Below are 13,287 nucleotides of genomic sequence, written 5' to 3' on the forward strand. Positions count from 1 at the left end.
TCTAAGGAGGAAATATCGTGGGAATTCGTGTTTATAAACCAACAACAAACGGTCGCCGTAATATGACTTCTTTGGATTTCGCTGAAATCACAACAAGCACACCTGAAAAAACTTTGCTTGTTGCTTTGAAGAACAAGGCTGGTCGTAACAACAACGGTCGTATCACAGTTCGTCACCAAGGTGGTGGACACAAACGTTTCTACCGTTTGGTTGACTTTAAACGTAACAAAGATAACGTTGAAGCAGTTGTTAAAACTATCGAGTACGATCCAAACCGTTCTGCAAACATCGCTCTTGTACACTACACTGACGGTGTGAAAGCATACATCATCGCTCCAAAAGGTCTTGAAGTTGGTCAACGTATCGTTTCAGGTCCTGAAGCAGATATCAAAGTAGGTAACGCTCTTCCACTTGCTAATATCCCAGTTGGTACTTTGGTCCACAACATTGAGTTGAAACCAGGTCGTGGTGGTGAATTGGTTCGTGCTGCTGGAGCTTCTGCTCAAGTATTGGGACAAGAAGGTAAATACGTTCTTGTTCGTCTTCAATCAGGCGAAGTTCGTATGATTCTTGGAACTTGTCGTGCTACAGTTGGTGTTGTCGGAAACGAACAACATGGACTTGTAAACCTTGGTAAAGCAGGACGTAGCCGCTGGAAAGGTATCCGCCCAACAGTTCGTGGTTCTGTAATGAACCCTAACGATCACCCACACGGTGGTGGTGAAGGTAAAGCACCAGTTGGTCGTAAAGCACCATCTACTCCATGGGGCAAACCTGCTCTTGGTCTTAAAACTCGTAACAAGAAAGCGAAATCTGACAAACTTATCGTTCGTCGTCGCAACGAGAAATAATTTAAAACTAGTCGCTTAAGCAACTAGGAAATTCCGCCAGCTCGGTAGCGCTCCTTGTGAGCGCAAGCCGCTGTGGTACAAAATTTAAAGGAGAAAATATAAAAATGGGACGCAGTCTTAAAAAAGGACCTTTCGTCGATGAGCATTTGATGAAAAAAGTTGAAGCTCAAGCTAACGACGAAAAGAAAAAAGTTATCAAAACTTGGTCACGTCGTTCAACGATCTTCCCAAGTTTCATTGGTTACACAATCGCAGTTTATGATGGACGTAAACACGTACCTGTTTACATCCAAGAAGACATGGTAGGTCACAAACTTGGTGAATTTGCACCAACTCGTACTTACAAAGGTCACGCCGCAGACGACAAGAAGACACGTAGAAAATAAGGAGAACATAAATGGCAGAAATTACTTCAGCTAAAGCAATGGCTCGCACAGTACGTGTTTCACCTCGTAAATCACGTCTTGTTCTTGACAACATCCGTGGTAAAAGCGTAGCCGATGCAATCGCAATTTTGACATTCACTCCAAACAAAGCTGCTGAAATCATCTTGAAAGTTTTGAACTCAGCTGTAGCTAACGCTGAAAACAACTTTGGTTTGGATAAAGCTAACTTGGTAGTATCTGAAGCATTCGCAAACGAAGGACCAACTATGAAACGTTTCCGTCCACGTGCGAAAGGTTCAGCTTCACCAATCAACAAACGTACAGCTCACATCACTGTAGCTGTTGCAGAAAAATAAGGAGGTAAAATCGTGGGTCAAAAAGTACATCCAATTGGTATGCGTGTCGGCATCATCCGTGATTGGGATGCCAAATGGTATGCTGAAAAAGAATACGCGGATTACCTTCATGAAGATCTTGCAATCCGTAAATTCGTTCAAAAAGAACTTGCTGACGCAGCTGTTTCAACTATTGAAATTGAACGCGCAGTAAACAAAGTTAACGTTTCACTTCACACTGCTAAACCAGGTATGGTTATCGGTAAAGGTGGTGCTAACGTTGATGCACTCCGTGCTAAACTTAACAAATTGACTGGAAAACAAGTACACATCAACATCATCGAAATCAAACAACCTGATTTGGATGCTCACCTTGTTGGTGAAGGAATTGCTCGTCAATTGGAGCAACGTGTTGCTTTCCGTCGTGCACAAAAACAAGCAATCCAACGTGCTATGCGTGCTGGAGCTAAAGGAATCAAAACTCAAGTATCAGGTCGTTTGAACGGTGCAGATATCGCCCGTGCTGAAGGATACTCTGAAGGAACTGTTCCACTTCACACACTTCGTGCAGATATCGATTACGCTTGGGAAGAAGCAGACACTACATACGGTAAACTTGGTGTTAAAGTATGGATCTACCGTGGTGAAGTTCTTCCAGCTCGTAAAAACACTAAAGGAGGTAAATAACCAATGTTAGTACCTAAACGTGTTAAACACCGTCGTGAATTCCGTGGTAAAATGCGTGGTGAAGCTAAAGGTGGAAAAGAAGTAGCATTCGGTGAATACGGTCTTCAAGCTACAACTAGCCACTGGATCACTAACCGCCAAATCGAAGCTGCTCGTATCGCCATGACTCGTTACATGAAACGTGGTGGTAAAGTTTGGATTAAAATCTTCCCACACAAATCATACACAGCTAAAGCTATCGGGGTTCGTATGGGATCTGGTAAAGGGGCACCTGAAGGTTGGGTAGCACCAGTTAAACGTGGTAAAGTAATGTTTGAAGTTGCTGGTGTTTCTGAAGAGATCGCTCGCGAAGCGCTTCGTCTTGCAAGCCACAAATTGCCAGTTAAATGTAAATTCGTAAAACGTGAAGCAGAATAAGGAGAAGGCATGAAACTTAATGAAGTAAAAGAATTTGTTAAAGAACTTCGTGGTCTTTCTCAAGAAGAACTCGCGAAGCGCGAAAACGAATTGAAAAAAGAATTGTTTGAACTTCGTTTCCAAGCTGCTACTGGTCAATTAGAACAAACAGCTAGCTTGAAAGAAGTTAAAAAACAAATCGCTCGTATCAAAACAGTTCAATCTGAAGCGAAATAATAGACTAGGGAAGGAGAAATTTCAATGGAACGCAATAATCGTAAAGTTCTTGTTGGACGTGTTGTATCTGACAAAATGGACAAGACAATCACAGTTGTAGTTGAAACAAAACGTAACCACCCAGTCTATGGTAAACGTATTAACTACTCTAAAAAATACAAAGCACATGATGAAAACAATGTTGCCAAAGAAGGCGATATCGTACGTATCATGGAAACTCGTCCGCTTTCAGCTACAAAACGTTTCCGTCTTGTAGAAGTTGTTGAAGAAGCGGTCATCATCTAATCAAACCTGAAAGGAGAAAACTGAAATGATTCAAACAGAAACTCGTTTGAAAGTCGCAGACAACAGCGGTGCTCGCGAAATCTTGACTATCAAAGTTCTTGGTGGTTCAGGACGTAAATTTGCAAACATCGGTGATGTTATTGTGGCATCTGTAAAACAAGCTACTCCTGGTGGTGCGGTTAAAAAAGGTGACGTTGTAAAAGCAGTTATCGTTCGTACTAAATCAGGTGCTCGTCGTGCTGATGGTTCATACATCAAGTTTGACGAAAACGCAGCAGTTATCATCCGTGAAGATAAAACTCCTCGCGGAACACGTATCTTTGGCCCAGTTGCACGTGAATTGCGTGAAGGTGGTTTCATGAAGATCGTGTCACTTGCTCCAGAAGTACTTTAATTTTCACAGAGCAAAAACAAACAAACACAGTCCCCTGGCTTAGCCAGGGTGCCCATTGGGCGTAAGAATAAAAGGAGAAAAAAATGTTTGTAAAAAAAGGCGACAAAGTTCGCGTAATCGCTGGTAAAGATAAGGGAACAGAAGCTGTTGTCCTTACTGCCCTTCCAAAAGTAAACAAAGTTATCGTTGAAGGTGTTAACATCGTTAAGAAACACCAACGTCCAACTAACGAACTTCCTCAAGGTGGTATCATCGAGAAGGAAGCAGCTATCCACGTATCAAACGTTCAAGTTTTGGACAAAAACGGTGTAGCTGGTCGTGTTGGTTACAAATTTGTAGACGGTAAAAAAGTTCGCTACAACAAAAAATCAGGCGAAGTGCTTGATTAATCACGAAGGAAAGGAGAAGTATAATGGCAAATCGTTTAAAAGAAAAATATCTTAATGAAGTAGTTCCTGCTTTGACAGAACAATTCAACTACTCATCAGTGATGGCTGTGCCTAAAGTAGATAAGATCGTTTTGAACATGGGTGTTGGTGAAGCTGTATCAAACGCTAAAAGCCTTGAAAAAGCTGCTGAAGAATTGGCGCTTATCTCAGGTCAAAAACCACTTATCACTAAAGCTAAAAAATCAATCGCCGGCTTCCGTCTTCGTGAAGGTGTTGCGATCGGTGCAAAAGTTACCCTTCGTGGTGAACGTATGTACGAATTCTTGGATAAATTGGTTTCAGTTTCACTTCCACGTGTGCGTGACTTCCATGGTGTTCCAACAAAATCATTTGATGGACGCGGAAACTACACACTTGGTGTGAAAGAACAATTGATCTTCCCAGAAATCAACTTTGATGACGTTGACAAAACTCGTGGTCTTGACATCGTTATCGTAACTACTGCTAACACTGACGAAGAGTCACGTGCATTGCTTACAGGCCTTGGAATGCCTTTTGCAAAATAATATAGGAGGTATAACTAATGGCTAAAAAATCTATGATTGCTAAGAACAAACGCCCAGCGAAGTTCTCTACTCAAGCATACACTCGCTGTGAACGTTGTGGACGTCCACACTCAGTTTACCGCAAGTTTAAACTTTGCCGTGTTTGCTTCCGTGAATTGGCATATAAAGGTCAAATCCCTGGTGTAACAAAAGCATCTTGGTAATATCATGATACAAAGAGCGTAACAACCCCAGCAAAAATAGGAGATTTGGTGCAGGAGCGATGCTCCAAGACAAATCTATCTTTTTTGCCCAGGTTGTAGCTCGTGTTCAAATGAGATTATCTTGTTTGAATGTGTCAATACTATCTGAGCCCAGCTCAATCATTAACTAGCAAGTGCAACTTGCAAACTACTAGTAAGAGGAGAAAAATAAAATGGTTATGACTGACCCAATCGCAGACTTCCTAACTCGTATTCGTAACGCTAACCAAGCAAAACACGAAGTACTTGAAGTACCTGCATCAAACATCAAAAAAGGGATTGCAGAAATCCTTAAACGCGAAGGTTTTGTTAAGAACGTAGAAATCATCGAAGATGACAAACAAGGCATCATCCGTGTATTCCTTAAATACGGACCAAACGGTGAAAAAGTTATCACAAACTTGAAACGTGTTTCTAAACCAGGACTTCGTGTCTACAAAAAACGTGAAGACCTTCCAAAAGTACTTAACGGTCTTGGAATTGCTATCCTTTCAACTTCAGAAGGTTTGCTTACTGATAAAGAAGCACGCCAAAAGAATGTTGGTGGAGAAGTTATCGCTTACGTTTGGTAATATTTAGCTCCCAATTTCTTTGTGACTCGTCGTTATCGTCTCTTGCCTAACCCAAAGTTATGCCTGGGAGACGATGCCTAGATTCACCTTGAAATTGAAACCTAAATGTTCCTTCAAATCGAGAAATCGATTTAACCCCGTGAAAACTGGCCAACAAGGCCTGACAATTTAACAGGAGAATAAAAACATGTCACGTATTGGTAATAAAGTTATCGTGTTGCCTGCTGGTGTTGAAATCACTAACAATGACAACGTTGTAACTGTAAAAGGACCTAAAGGAGAACTTACTCGTGAGTTCTCAAAAGATATTGAAATTCGTGTGGAAGGTACTGAAGTAACTCTTCACCGTCCAAACGATTCAAAAGAAATGAAAACTATCCACGGAACTACTCGTGCTCTTTTGAACAACATGGTTATTGGTGTATCAGAAGGATTCAAGAAACAACTTGAAATGCGTGGGGTTGGTTACCGTGCACAACTTCAAGGATCAAAACTTGTTTTGGCTGTTGGTAAATCACATCCAGACGAAGTTGAAGCTCCAGAAGGAATTACTTTTGAACTTCCAAACCCAACAACAATCGTTGTTAGCGGAATTTCAAAAGAAGTAGTTGGTCAAACAGCTGCTTATGTACGTAGCCTTCGTTCACCAGAACCATACAAAGGTAAAGGTATCCGTTACGTTGGCGAATATGTTCGTCTTAAAGAAGGTAAAACAGGTAAATAATATTGAGTGGTTGATTTTCAGCCACCAATATCATTTCCAACTTTGTGCATAGCACACGATTTAAAACTAAAGAGGTGAAAACTGTGATTTCTAAACCAGATAAAAACAAACTCCGCCAAAAACGCCACCGTCGCGTTCGCGGAAAACTCTCTGGAACTGCTGATCGCCCACGTTTGAACGTATTCCGTTCTAATACAGGCATCTACGCTCAAGTTATTGATGACGTAGCGGGTGTAACGCTCGCAAGTGCTTCAACTCTTGACAAAGAAGTTTCAAAAGGAACAAAAACTGAACAAGCCGTTGCTGTCGGTAAACTCGTTGCAGAACGTGCAAACGCTAAAGGTATTTCAGAAGTGGTGTTCGACCGCGGTGGATATCTATATCACGGACGTGTGAAAGCTTTGGCTGATGCAGCTCGTGAAAACGGATTGAAATTCTAATAGGAGGACACTAGAAAATGGCATTTAAAGACAATGCAGTTGAATTAGAAGAACGCGTAGTTGCTGTTAACCGTGTTACTAAAGTTGTTAAAGGTGGACGTCGTCTTCGTTTTGCAGCTCTTGTAGTCGTTGGTGACCACAATGGTCGCGTAGGATTTGGTACTGGTAAAGCTCAAGAAGTTCCAGAAGCAATCCGCAAAGCAGTAGAAGATGCTAAGAAAAACTTGATCGAAGTTCCTATGGTTGGAACAACAATCCCACACGAAGTTATTTCAGAATTCGGTGGAGCTAAAGTATTGTTGAAACCAGCTGTAGAAGGTTCTGGGGTTGCCGCTGGTGGTGCTGTTCGTGCCGTTATCGAGTTGGCAGGTGTAGCTGATGTTACATCTAAATCTCTTGGCTCAAATACTCCAATCAACATTGTTCGCGCAACTGTTGAAGGTTTGAAACAATTGAAACGCGCTGAAGAAGTTGCTGCCCTTCGTGGTATTTCAGTTTCTGATTTGGCATAAGAAAGGGGATAAAATGGCTCAAATTAAAATTACTTTGACTAAGTCTCCAATCGGACGCATTCCATCACAACGTAAAACTGTTGTAGCACTTGGACTTGGCAAATTGAACAGCTCTGTTATTAAAGAAGATAACCCAGCAGTACGTGGTATGATCACTGCAGTATCTCACTTGGTAACAGTTGAAGAAGTAAACTAATTAAATTTTAGGGGATGTGCAGTATACCATCCCCTAAAACTAGATATAGTCATCTTTGATGACAAACGTATAGGCGAGTTGATAGGAGAGACAACCTTTTCTCTCTTATCGGCGCTAGCATTTTACAAAAGAGGAGAAAATATATAATGAAACTTCATGAATTGAAACCTGCAGAAGGTTCTCGTAAAACTCGTAACCGTGTTGGTCGTGGTACTTCATCAGGTAACGGTAAAACATCTGGTCGTGGTCAAAAAGGTCAAAAAGCTCGTAGCGGTGGCGGAGTACGTCTTGGTTTTGAAGGTGGACAAACTCCATTGTTCCGTCGTCTTCCAAAACGTGGATTCACTAACATCAACGCTAAAGAATACGCAATTGTTAACCTTGACCAATTGAACGTCTTTGAAGATGGTGCAGAAGTAACTCCAGTTGTTCTTATCGAATCAGGAATTGTTAAAGCTGAAAAATCAGGTATCAAGATTCTTGGTAACGGTGAGTTGACTAAGAAATTGTCTGTAAAAGCAGCTAAATTCTCTAAATCAGCTGAAGAAGCTATCACTGCTAAAGGTGGTTCAGTAGAAGTCATCTAAGAGAGGTGACCTATGTTTTTTAAATTATTGAGAGAAGCCTTCAAAGTCAAGCAAGTTCGATCAAAAATTCTTTTTACAATTTTTATCGTCTTTGTCTTCCGTATCGGGACTAGCATTACGGTTCCATGGGTGAATGCCAATAGCTTGAATGCTTTGAGTGGTCTATCTTTTCTAAATATGTTAAGTTTGGTGTCTGGTAATGCCATGAAAAACTTTTCAGTTTTTGCACTTGGTGTTAGTCCATACATTACTGCTTCTATCGTTGTCCAACTCTTACAAATGGATTTATTACCGAAGTTTGTAGAGTGGGGCAAACAAGGGGAAGTTGGTCGTAGAAAGTTGAACCAGGCAACTCGATATATTGCCCTTGTTCTTGCATTCGTGCAATCTATCGGAATTACTGCTGGTTTTAATGCTTTATCTGGAGCCAAACTTTTGACTGTTCCTTTAACACCACAAGTTTTCCTTGTGATTGGAGCAATCCTAACAGCGGGTAGTATGATTGTAACTTGGTTGGGAGAGCAAATTACTGATAAGGGTTATGGAAATGGTGTTTCCATGATTATCTTTGCGGGGATTGTTGCTTCAATTCCTGATATGATCAAGGGAATTTATGTTGACTACTTTGTCAATGTACCAAGCAGTCGCTTGACTTCATCCCTCATTTTTGTTGCTATCTTAATTGTAGCAGTCTTATTGATTGTTTACTTTACAACTTATGTTCAACAAGCTGAATATAAGATACCAATTCAGTATACTAAGGTAGCTCAAGGAGCACCATCAAGTTCCTATCTTCCATTGAAGATTAACCCTGCAGGAGTTATTCCAGTTATCTTTGCTAGCTCAATTACAGCAGCACCAGCGGCAATTTTACAATTTGTAAGTGCATCTGGTCTTGATTGGGCTTGGGTACGTAGTGCTCAGGAGTTGCTATCTACAACAGCCCCTACAGGTATCGCTCTGTACGCTCTGTTGATTATCCTCTTTACATTCTTCTATACATTTGTACAGATTAATCCAGAGAAGGCAGCAGAAAATTTGCAAAAGAGCGGTGCTTATATCCACGGAGTCCGTCCTGGTAAAGGGACAGAAGAGTATATGTCAAAACTTCTTCGTCGTCTCGCAACAGTCGGTTCCCTCTTCCTAGGTGTCATTTCTATTTTACCTATTGTAGCTAAGGATTTATTCGGTCTTTCAGAAGTCGTTGCTTTTGGGGGAACAAGTCTTTTGATCATTATCTCAACAGGTATTGAAGGAATTAAACAATTGGAAGGTTATTTATTGAAACGTAAGTATGTTGGTTTCATGAATACAACAGAATAATTGTAATAGAAAAGAAAATTCACTATTGCTCAGAGAGTGGAGTTTAAAAATCAAAGACCTTGTCAGATTTTTATCTCCTCTCTTCTATTTTGTTTTTAAATAGGAGTTGAAATGAATTTTTGCTTCTATTTAAAAACAAAAAAGGAGTTTGAATCATGAATCTTTTGATTATGGGCTTACCTGGTGCAGGTAAGGGTACACAGGCAGCAAAAATTGTTGAACAATTTCATGTTGCTCATATCTCAACAGGAGATATGTTCCGTGCAGCAATGGCTAATCAAACTGAAATGGGTGTCTTAGCTAAGTCATATATCGACAAAGGCGAGTTGGTTCCAGATGAAGTTACAAATGGTATCGTGAAAGAGCGTCTCTCACAAGATGACATTAAAGAAACTGGTTTCTTGTTGGACGGGTACCCACGTACAATTGAACAAGCTCATGCCTTGGATAAAACTTTAGCTGAATTAGGGATTGAGCTTGAAGGTGTTATTAACATCGAAGTAAATCCAGATAGTCTTTTGGAGCGTTTGAGTGGTCGTATCATTCACCGTGAAACTGGCGAAACTTTCCATAAAGTTTTCAACCCACCAGTTGACTACAAAGAAGAAGACTATTACCAACGTGAAGATGACAAACCTGAAACAGTAAAACGTCGTTTGGATGTTAATATTGCCCAAGGTGAACCAATTATTGCCCACTATCGTGCAAAAGGTTTGGTACATGATATCGAAGGTAACCAAGATATCAATGATGTCTTTGCAGATATCGAAAAAGTATTGACAAAATTGAAATAAAAGCGTTTTTCATGCTTGCAAAATGTCTCTACAAATGTTATACTGAGTTAGTCTGACTTATAATTGTTGTCTCTGTGTCTAGAGGCATCAAATCGAAATTTATGGAGGTACTTTTGCGTGGCAAAAGACGATGTGATTGAAGTTGAAGGTAAAGTAGTTGATACTATGCCGAATGCAATGTTTACGGTTGAACTTGAAAATGGACATCAGATTTTAGCAACAGTTTCTGGTAAAATTCGTAAAAACTATATTCGTATTTTAGCGGGAGATCGTGTTACTGTCGAAATGAGTCCATATGACTTGACACGTGGACGTATCACTTACCGCTTTAAATAATCGAAAAACTTGGAGGGATAAGAAATGAAAGTAAGACCATCGGTCAAACCAATTTGCGAATACTGTAAAGTAATTCGTCGTAATGGTCGTGTTATGGTAATTTGCCCAGCAAATCCAAAACACAAACAACGTCAAGGATAAGATAGAAAGGAGAAAACATGGCTCGTATTGCTGGAGTTGACATTCCAAATGACAAACGCGTAGTAATTTCATTGACTTATGTGTACGGTATCGGACTTCCAACATCTAAGAAAATCTTGGCAGCTGCTGGAATTTCAGAAGATGTACGTGTTCGCGATCTTACACCAGATCAAGAAGATGCTATCCGTCGTGAAGTGGATGCAATTAAAGTTGAAGGTGACCTTCGTCGTGAAGTTAACTTGAACATCAAACGTTTGATGGAAATCGGTTCATACCGTGGTATCCGTCACCGTCGTGGACTTCCTGTCCGTGGACAAAACACTAAAAACAACGCTCGCACTCGTAAAGGTAAAGCTGTTGCGATTGCTGGTAAGAAAAAATAATATAGGAGGTAAAAGTCTTGGCTAAACCAACACGTAAACGTCGTGTGAAAAAGAATATCGAATCTGGTATTGCTCATATTCACGCTACATTTAATAACACTATTGTTATGATTACTGATGTGCATGGTAATGCAATTGCTTGGTCATCAGCTGGTGCTCTTGGTTTCAAAGGTTCTCGTAAATCTACACCATTTGCTGCTCAAATGGCTTCTGAAGCTGCTGCTAAATCTGCACAAGAACACGGTCTTAAGTCAGTTGAAGTTACTGTTAAAGGTCCAGGTTCTGGTCGTGAGTCAGCTATTCGTGCTCTTGCTGCCGCTGGTCTTGAAGTAACAGCAATTCGTGATGTGACTCCAGTGCCACACAATGGTGCTCGTCCTCCAAAACGTCGCCGTGTATAATCATAACCTTACACTGCTTTTCGTTTAAGAGGGAGTAACTAAATGATCGAGTTTGAAAAACCAAATATAACAAAAATTGATGAAAATAAAGATTATGGCAAGTTTGTAATCGAACCGCTTGAACGTGGTTACGGTACAACACTTGGTAACTCTCTTCGTCGTGTACTTCTAGCTTCTCTTCCAGGGGCTGCTGTAACATCTATCAATATCGAAGGTGTATTGCATGAATTTGATACAGTTCCGGGTGTTCGCGAAGACGTGATGCAAATCATTCTGAACATCAAAGGTATTGCAGTAAAATCTTACGTTAAAGACGAAAAGATCATTGAACTAGATGTGCAAGGTCCTGCTGAAATTACAGCTGGAGATATCTTGACAGATAGCGACATTGAAATTGTAAATCCAGATCATTATCTCTTTACAATCGGTGAAGGTTCTTCTCTAAAAGCGACAATGACTGTTAACAGTGGTCGTGGATATGTACCTGCTGATGAAAACAAAAAAGATAATGCACCAGTTGGAACACTTGCTGTAGATTCTATTTATACACCAGTTACAAAAGTCAACTATCAAGTTGAACCTGCTCGTGTAGGTAGCAATGATGGTTTCGACAAATTAACCCTTGAAATCTTGACTAATGGAACAATTATTCCAGAAGATGCTTTAGGGCTTTCAGCACGTATCTTGACAGAGCACCTTGATTTGTTTACAAATCTTACAGAGATTGCTAAGTCAGCAGAAGTGATGAAAGAAGCTGATACTGAATCGGACGACCGTATCTTGGAACGTACGATTGAGGAACTTGACTTGTCTGTGCGTTCATACAACTGTTTGAAACGTGCCGGTATCAACACTGTGCATGATTTGACAGAAAAATCTGAAGCAGAGATGATGAAAGTGAGAAATCTTGGACGCAAGAGTTTGGAAGAAGTGAAAGTCAAACTCATTGATTTGGGTCTTGGATTGAAAGATAAATAAAGGAGGAATAAATGGCTTACCGTAAACTAGGACGCACTAGCTCACAACGTAAAGCAATGCTTCGCGATTTGACAACTGACCTTTTGATCAACGAATCAATCGTGACTACTGAAGCTCGTGCTAAAGAAATCCGTAAAACTGTTGAAAAAATGATTACTCTAGGTAAACGTGGTGATTTGCATGCACGTCGTCAAGCAGCTGCTTTCGTACGTAATGAAATCGCATCTGAAAACTATGATGAAGCAACTGATAAGTACACTTCTACTACAGCACTTCAAAAATTGTTCTCAGAAATCGCACCTCGTTATGCTGAGCGTAACGGTGGATACACTCGTATCCTTAAAACTGAACCACGTCGTGGTGATGCAGCGCCAATGGCGATCATCGAATTAGTATAAAATCATCAATTTTGTTGAGTGTTATGATGATGGAGTCTTGTGCTCTTAGTCTAGCTCTGGTCTACCGCTAGGACTTTTGTCCTAGCGGGAACACTCATCATAAGGTGATAAGGTAGACGCTTGTTTACGAAATTGTTTTTTACTTAAGAACAATTTCGTAAGCAGGCGTTTTTGAGTATTTTATTAAGAAATATGCTATACTATTGAAAAAGAAAATCAACAATGTTCATTTTTTCAAAAATATTCTATAAAGAGGTTATGAGCCAATATACTATCAGTTTCAAGTTCTAAACTAGCGACTTGGTAAAAAAATACTAGTCTGGTACAAGATCAACTAAGAGATTTTTTAGGGTTTCAACTTGGATAATTGTTCACTATTAAGTGATTTAGTTACTCTATCCCCCCTTTTTTATTTTGTTTTTGGCCGAAATGGATATTGTTCTGTGTTAGAAACGGAGTTTAATCATGAAAGCTATTATTACTGTTGTTGGTAAAGATAAATCTGGAATTGTTGCAGGTGTTGCGACAAAAATTGCTGAATTAGGCTTAAATATTGATGATATCTCACAAACAGTCTTGGATGAATTCTTTACAATGATGGCTGTGGTATCTAGTGATGAAAAACAAGATTTTACTCATCTTAGAAACGAATTTGAGGTTTTTGGTCAGACTTTGAATGTCAAAATCAATATTCAAAGTGCGGCTATTTTTGATGCTATGTACAATATCTAGGA

The 13,287-nt window shown here is 40.1% G+C and carries 26 protein-coding genes; all 26 read left to right on the forward strand.

What is annotated here, in order from left to right; all coding sequences use genetic code 11:
* Positions 1–17: 17 nt before the first annotated feature.
* The 26 genes from rplB to M1R56_RS08575 all read left to right on the forward strand — a co-directional run bounded on the left by rplB (position 18) and on the right by M1R56_RS08575 (position 13,285).
* Positions 18–851: a 50S ribosomal protein L2 gene (gene rplB, locus M1R56_RS08450; RefSeq protein ID WP_000512914.1), complete on the forward strand. Its 834-nt coding sequence runs from the start codon at positions 18–20 to the stop codon at positions 849–851.
* Positions 852–955: 104 nt separating this feature from the next.
* Complete coding sequence (rpsS, locus tag M1R56_RS08455) at positions 956–1,237, forward strand: 30S ribosomal protein S19 (RefSeq protein WP_000533766.1); 282 nt, start codon at positions 956–958, stop codon at positions 1,235–1,237.
* A gap of 11 nt (positions 1,238–1,248) precedes the next feature.
* Entirely contained in the window at positions 1,249–1,593 is a 345-nt protein-coding gene (gene rplV, locus M1R56_RS08460) for a 50S ribosomal protein L22 (protein ID WP_000818137.1), read from the forward strand.
* A gap of 12 nt (positions 1,594–1,605) precedes the next feature.
* Complete coding sequence (gene rpsC / locus M1R56_RS08465; RefSeq protein ID WP_000529936.1) at positions 1,606–2,259, forward strand: 30S ribosomal protein S3; 654 nt, start codon at positions 1,606–1,608, stop codon at positions 2,257–2,259.
* 3 nt (positions 2,260–2,262) lie between these two features.
* On the forward strand, positions 2,263–2,676 hold the full coding sequence (gene rplP, locus M1R56_RS08470; RefSeq protein WP_000960948.1) for a 50S ribosomal protein L16: 414 nt from the start codon (positions 2,263–2,265) through the stop codon (positions 2,674–2,676).
* 9 nt (positions 2,677–2,685) lie between these two features.
* Complete coding sequence (gene rpmC, locus M1R56_RS08475; RefSeq protein WP_075230995.1) at positions 2,686–2,892, forward strand: 50S ribosomal protein L29; 207 nt, start codon at positions 2,686–2,688, stop codon at positions 2,890–2,892.
* A gap of 24 nt (positions 2,893–2,916) precedes the next feature.
* Positions 2,917–3,177 (forward strand): 30S ribosomal protein S17, encoded by a 261-nt coding sequence (rpsQ, locus tag M1R56_RS08480; RefSeq protein ID WP_000440801.1) that lies wholly within the window; start codon positions 2,917–2,919, stop codon positions 3,175–3,177.
* 25 nt (positions 3,178–3,202) lie between these two features.
* On the forward strand, positions 3,203–3,571 hold the full coding sequence (rplN, locus tag M1R56_RS08485) for a 50S ribosomal protein L14 (protein ID WP_000616545.1): 369 nt from the start codon (positions 3,203–3,205) through the stop codon (positions 3,569–3,571).
* Between the two features lie 83 nt (positions 3,572–3,654).
* Entirely contained in the window at positions 3,655–3,960 is a 306-nt protein-coding gene (gene rplX / locus M1R56_RS08490; RefSeq protein WP_000497691.1) for a 50S ribosomal protein L24, read from the forward strand.
* 23 nt (positions 3,961–3,983) lie between these two features.
* On the forward strand, positions 3,984–4,526 hold the full coding sequence (rplE, locus tag M1R56_RS08495) for a 50S ribosomal protein L5 (RefSeq protein ID WP_000013542.1): 543 nt from the start codon (positions 3,984–3,986) through the stop codon (positions 4,524–4,526).
* 17 nt (positions 4,527–4,543) lie between these two features.
* Positions 4,544–4,729, forward strand: a complete 186-nt coding sequence (locus M1R56_RS08500; RefSeq protein WP_001085699.1) for a type Z 30S ribosomal protein S14 — start codon at positions 4,544–4,546, stop codon at positions 4,727–4,729.
* A 212-nt stretch (positions 4,730–4,941) separates the two neighbouring features.
* Positions 4,942–5,340 (forward strand): 30S ribosomal protein S8, encoded by a 399-nt coding sequence (gene rpsH / locus M1R56_RS08505; RefSeq protein ID WP_000245504.1) that lies wholly within the window; start codon positions 4,942–4,944, stop codon positions 5,338–5,340.
* A 187-nt stretch (positions 5,341–5,527) separates the two neighbouring features.
* Positions 5,528–6,064, forward strand: a complete 537-nt coding sequence (rplF, locus tag M1R56_RS08510) for a 50S ribosomal protein L6 (RefSeq protein ID WP_000086625.1) — start codon at positions 5,528–5,530, stop codon at positions 6,062–6,064.
* Positions 6,065–6,147: 83 nt separating this feature from the next.
* Positions 6,148–6,504 carry a 50S ribosomal protein L18 gene (rplR, locus tag M1R56_RS08515; protein WP_000624044.1) on the forward strand — a complete coding sequence of 119 codons (357 nt, stop codon included), beginning with the start codon at positions 6,148–6,150 and terminating at the stop codon, positions 6,502–6,504.
* A gap of 17 nt (positions 6,505–6,521) precedes the next feature.
* Positions 6,522–7,016, forward strand: coding sequence for a 30S ribosomal protein S5 (rpsE, locus tag M1R56_RS08520; protein ID WP_000874203.1), 495 nt, complete (start codon positions 6,522–6,524; stop codon positions 7,014–7,016).
* Positions 7,017–7,029: 13 nt separating this feature from the next.
* Complete coding sequence (gene rpmD, locus M1R56_RS08525; protein WP_000057243.1) at positions 7,030–7,212, forward strand: 50S ribosomal protein L30; 183 nt, start codon at positions 7,030–7,032, stop codon at positions 7,210–7,212.
* A 146-nt stretch (positions 7,213–7,358) separates the two neighbouring features.
* The gene (rplO, locus tag M1R56_RS08530) at positions 7,359–7,799 is read left to right on the forward strand and encodes a 50S ribosomal protein L15 (RefSeq protein WP_000766079.1); all 441 of its coding nucleotides are present in this window, start codon (positions 7,359–7,361) and stop codon (positions 7,797–7,799) included.
* Between the two features lie 12 nt (positions 7,800–7,811).
* Complete coding sequence (secY, locus tag M1R56_RS08535; RefSeq protein WP_000465391.1) at positions 7,812–9,122, forward strand: preprotein translocase subunit SecY; 1,311 nt, start codon at positions 7,812–7,814, stop codon at positions 9,120–9,122.
* A 155-nt stretch (positions 9,123–9,277) separates the two neighbouring features.
* Positions 9,278–9,916, forward strand: coding sequence for an adenylate kinase (locus M1R56_RS08540; RefSeq protein ID WP_248035749.1), 639 nt, complete (start codon positions 9,278–9,280; stop codon positions 9,914–9,916).
* Positions 9,917–10,033: 117 nt separating this feature from the next.
* The gene (gene infA, locus M1R56_RS08545) at positions 10,034–10,252 is read left to right on the forward strand and encodes a translation initiation factor IF-1 (RefSeq protein ID WP_001029883.1); all 219 of its coding nucleotides are present in this window, start codon (positions 10,034–10,036) and stop codon (positions 10,250–10,252) included.
* Positions 10,253–10,276: 24 nt separating this feature from the next.
* Positions 10,277–10,393, forward strand: coding sequence for a 50S ribosomal protein L36 (gene rpmJ, locus M1R56_RS08550; protein WP_001808836.1), 117 nt, complete (start codon positions 10,277–10,279; stop codon positions 10,391–10,393).
* A gap of 17 nt (positions 10,394–10,410) precedes the next feature.
* Positions 10,411–10,776, forward strand: coding sequence for a 30S ribosomal protein S13 (gene rpsM / locus M1R56_RS08555; protein WP_000090783.1), 366 nt, complete (start codon positions 10,411–10,413; stop codon positions 10,774–10,776).
* 17 nt (positions 10,777–10,793) lie between these two features.
* Positions 10,794–11,177, forward strand: coding sequence for a 30S ribosomal protein S11 (rpsK, locus tag M1R56_RS08560; protein ID WP_001118385.1), 384 nt, complete (start codon positions 10,794–10,796; stop codon positions 11,175–11,177).
* A gap of 42 nt (positions 11,178–11,219) precedes the next feature.
* Positions 11,220–12,155, forward strand: coding sequence for a DNA-directed RNA polymerase subunit alpha (locus M1R56_RS08565; protein ID WP_000568996.1), 936 nt, complete (start codon positions 11,220–11,222; stop codon positions 12,153–12,155).
* An 11-nt stretch (positions 12,156–12,166) separates the two neighbouring features.
* Complete coding sequence (gene rplQ / locus M1R56_RS08570) at positions 12,167–12,553, forward strand: 50S ribosomal protein L17 (protein ID WP_000331493.1); 387 nt, start codon at positions 12,167–12,169, stop codon at positions 12,551–12,553.
* A 465-nt stretch (positions 12,554–13,018) separates the two neighbouring features.
* Complete coding sequence (locus M1R56_RS08575; protein ID WP_000644115.1) at positions 13,019–13,285, forward strand: ACT domain-containing protein; 267 nt, start codon at positions 13,019–13,021, stop codon at positions 13,283–13,285.
* Positions 13,286–13,287 lie beyond the last annotated feature (2 nt).

This window comes from Streptococcus sp. oral taxon 431 (assembly GCF_023115445.1).
In the GTDB taxonomy this organism is placed as follows: Bacteria; Bacillota; Bacilli; order Lactobacillales; family Streptococcaceae; genus Streptococcus.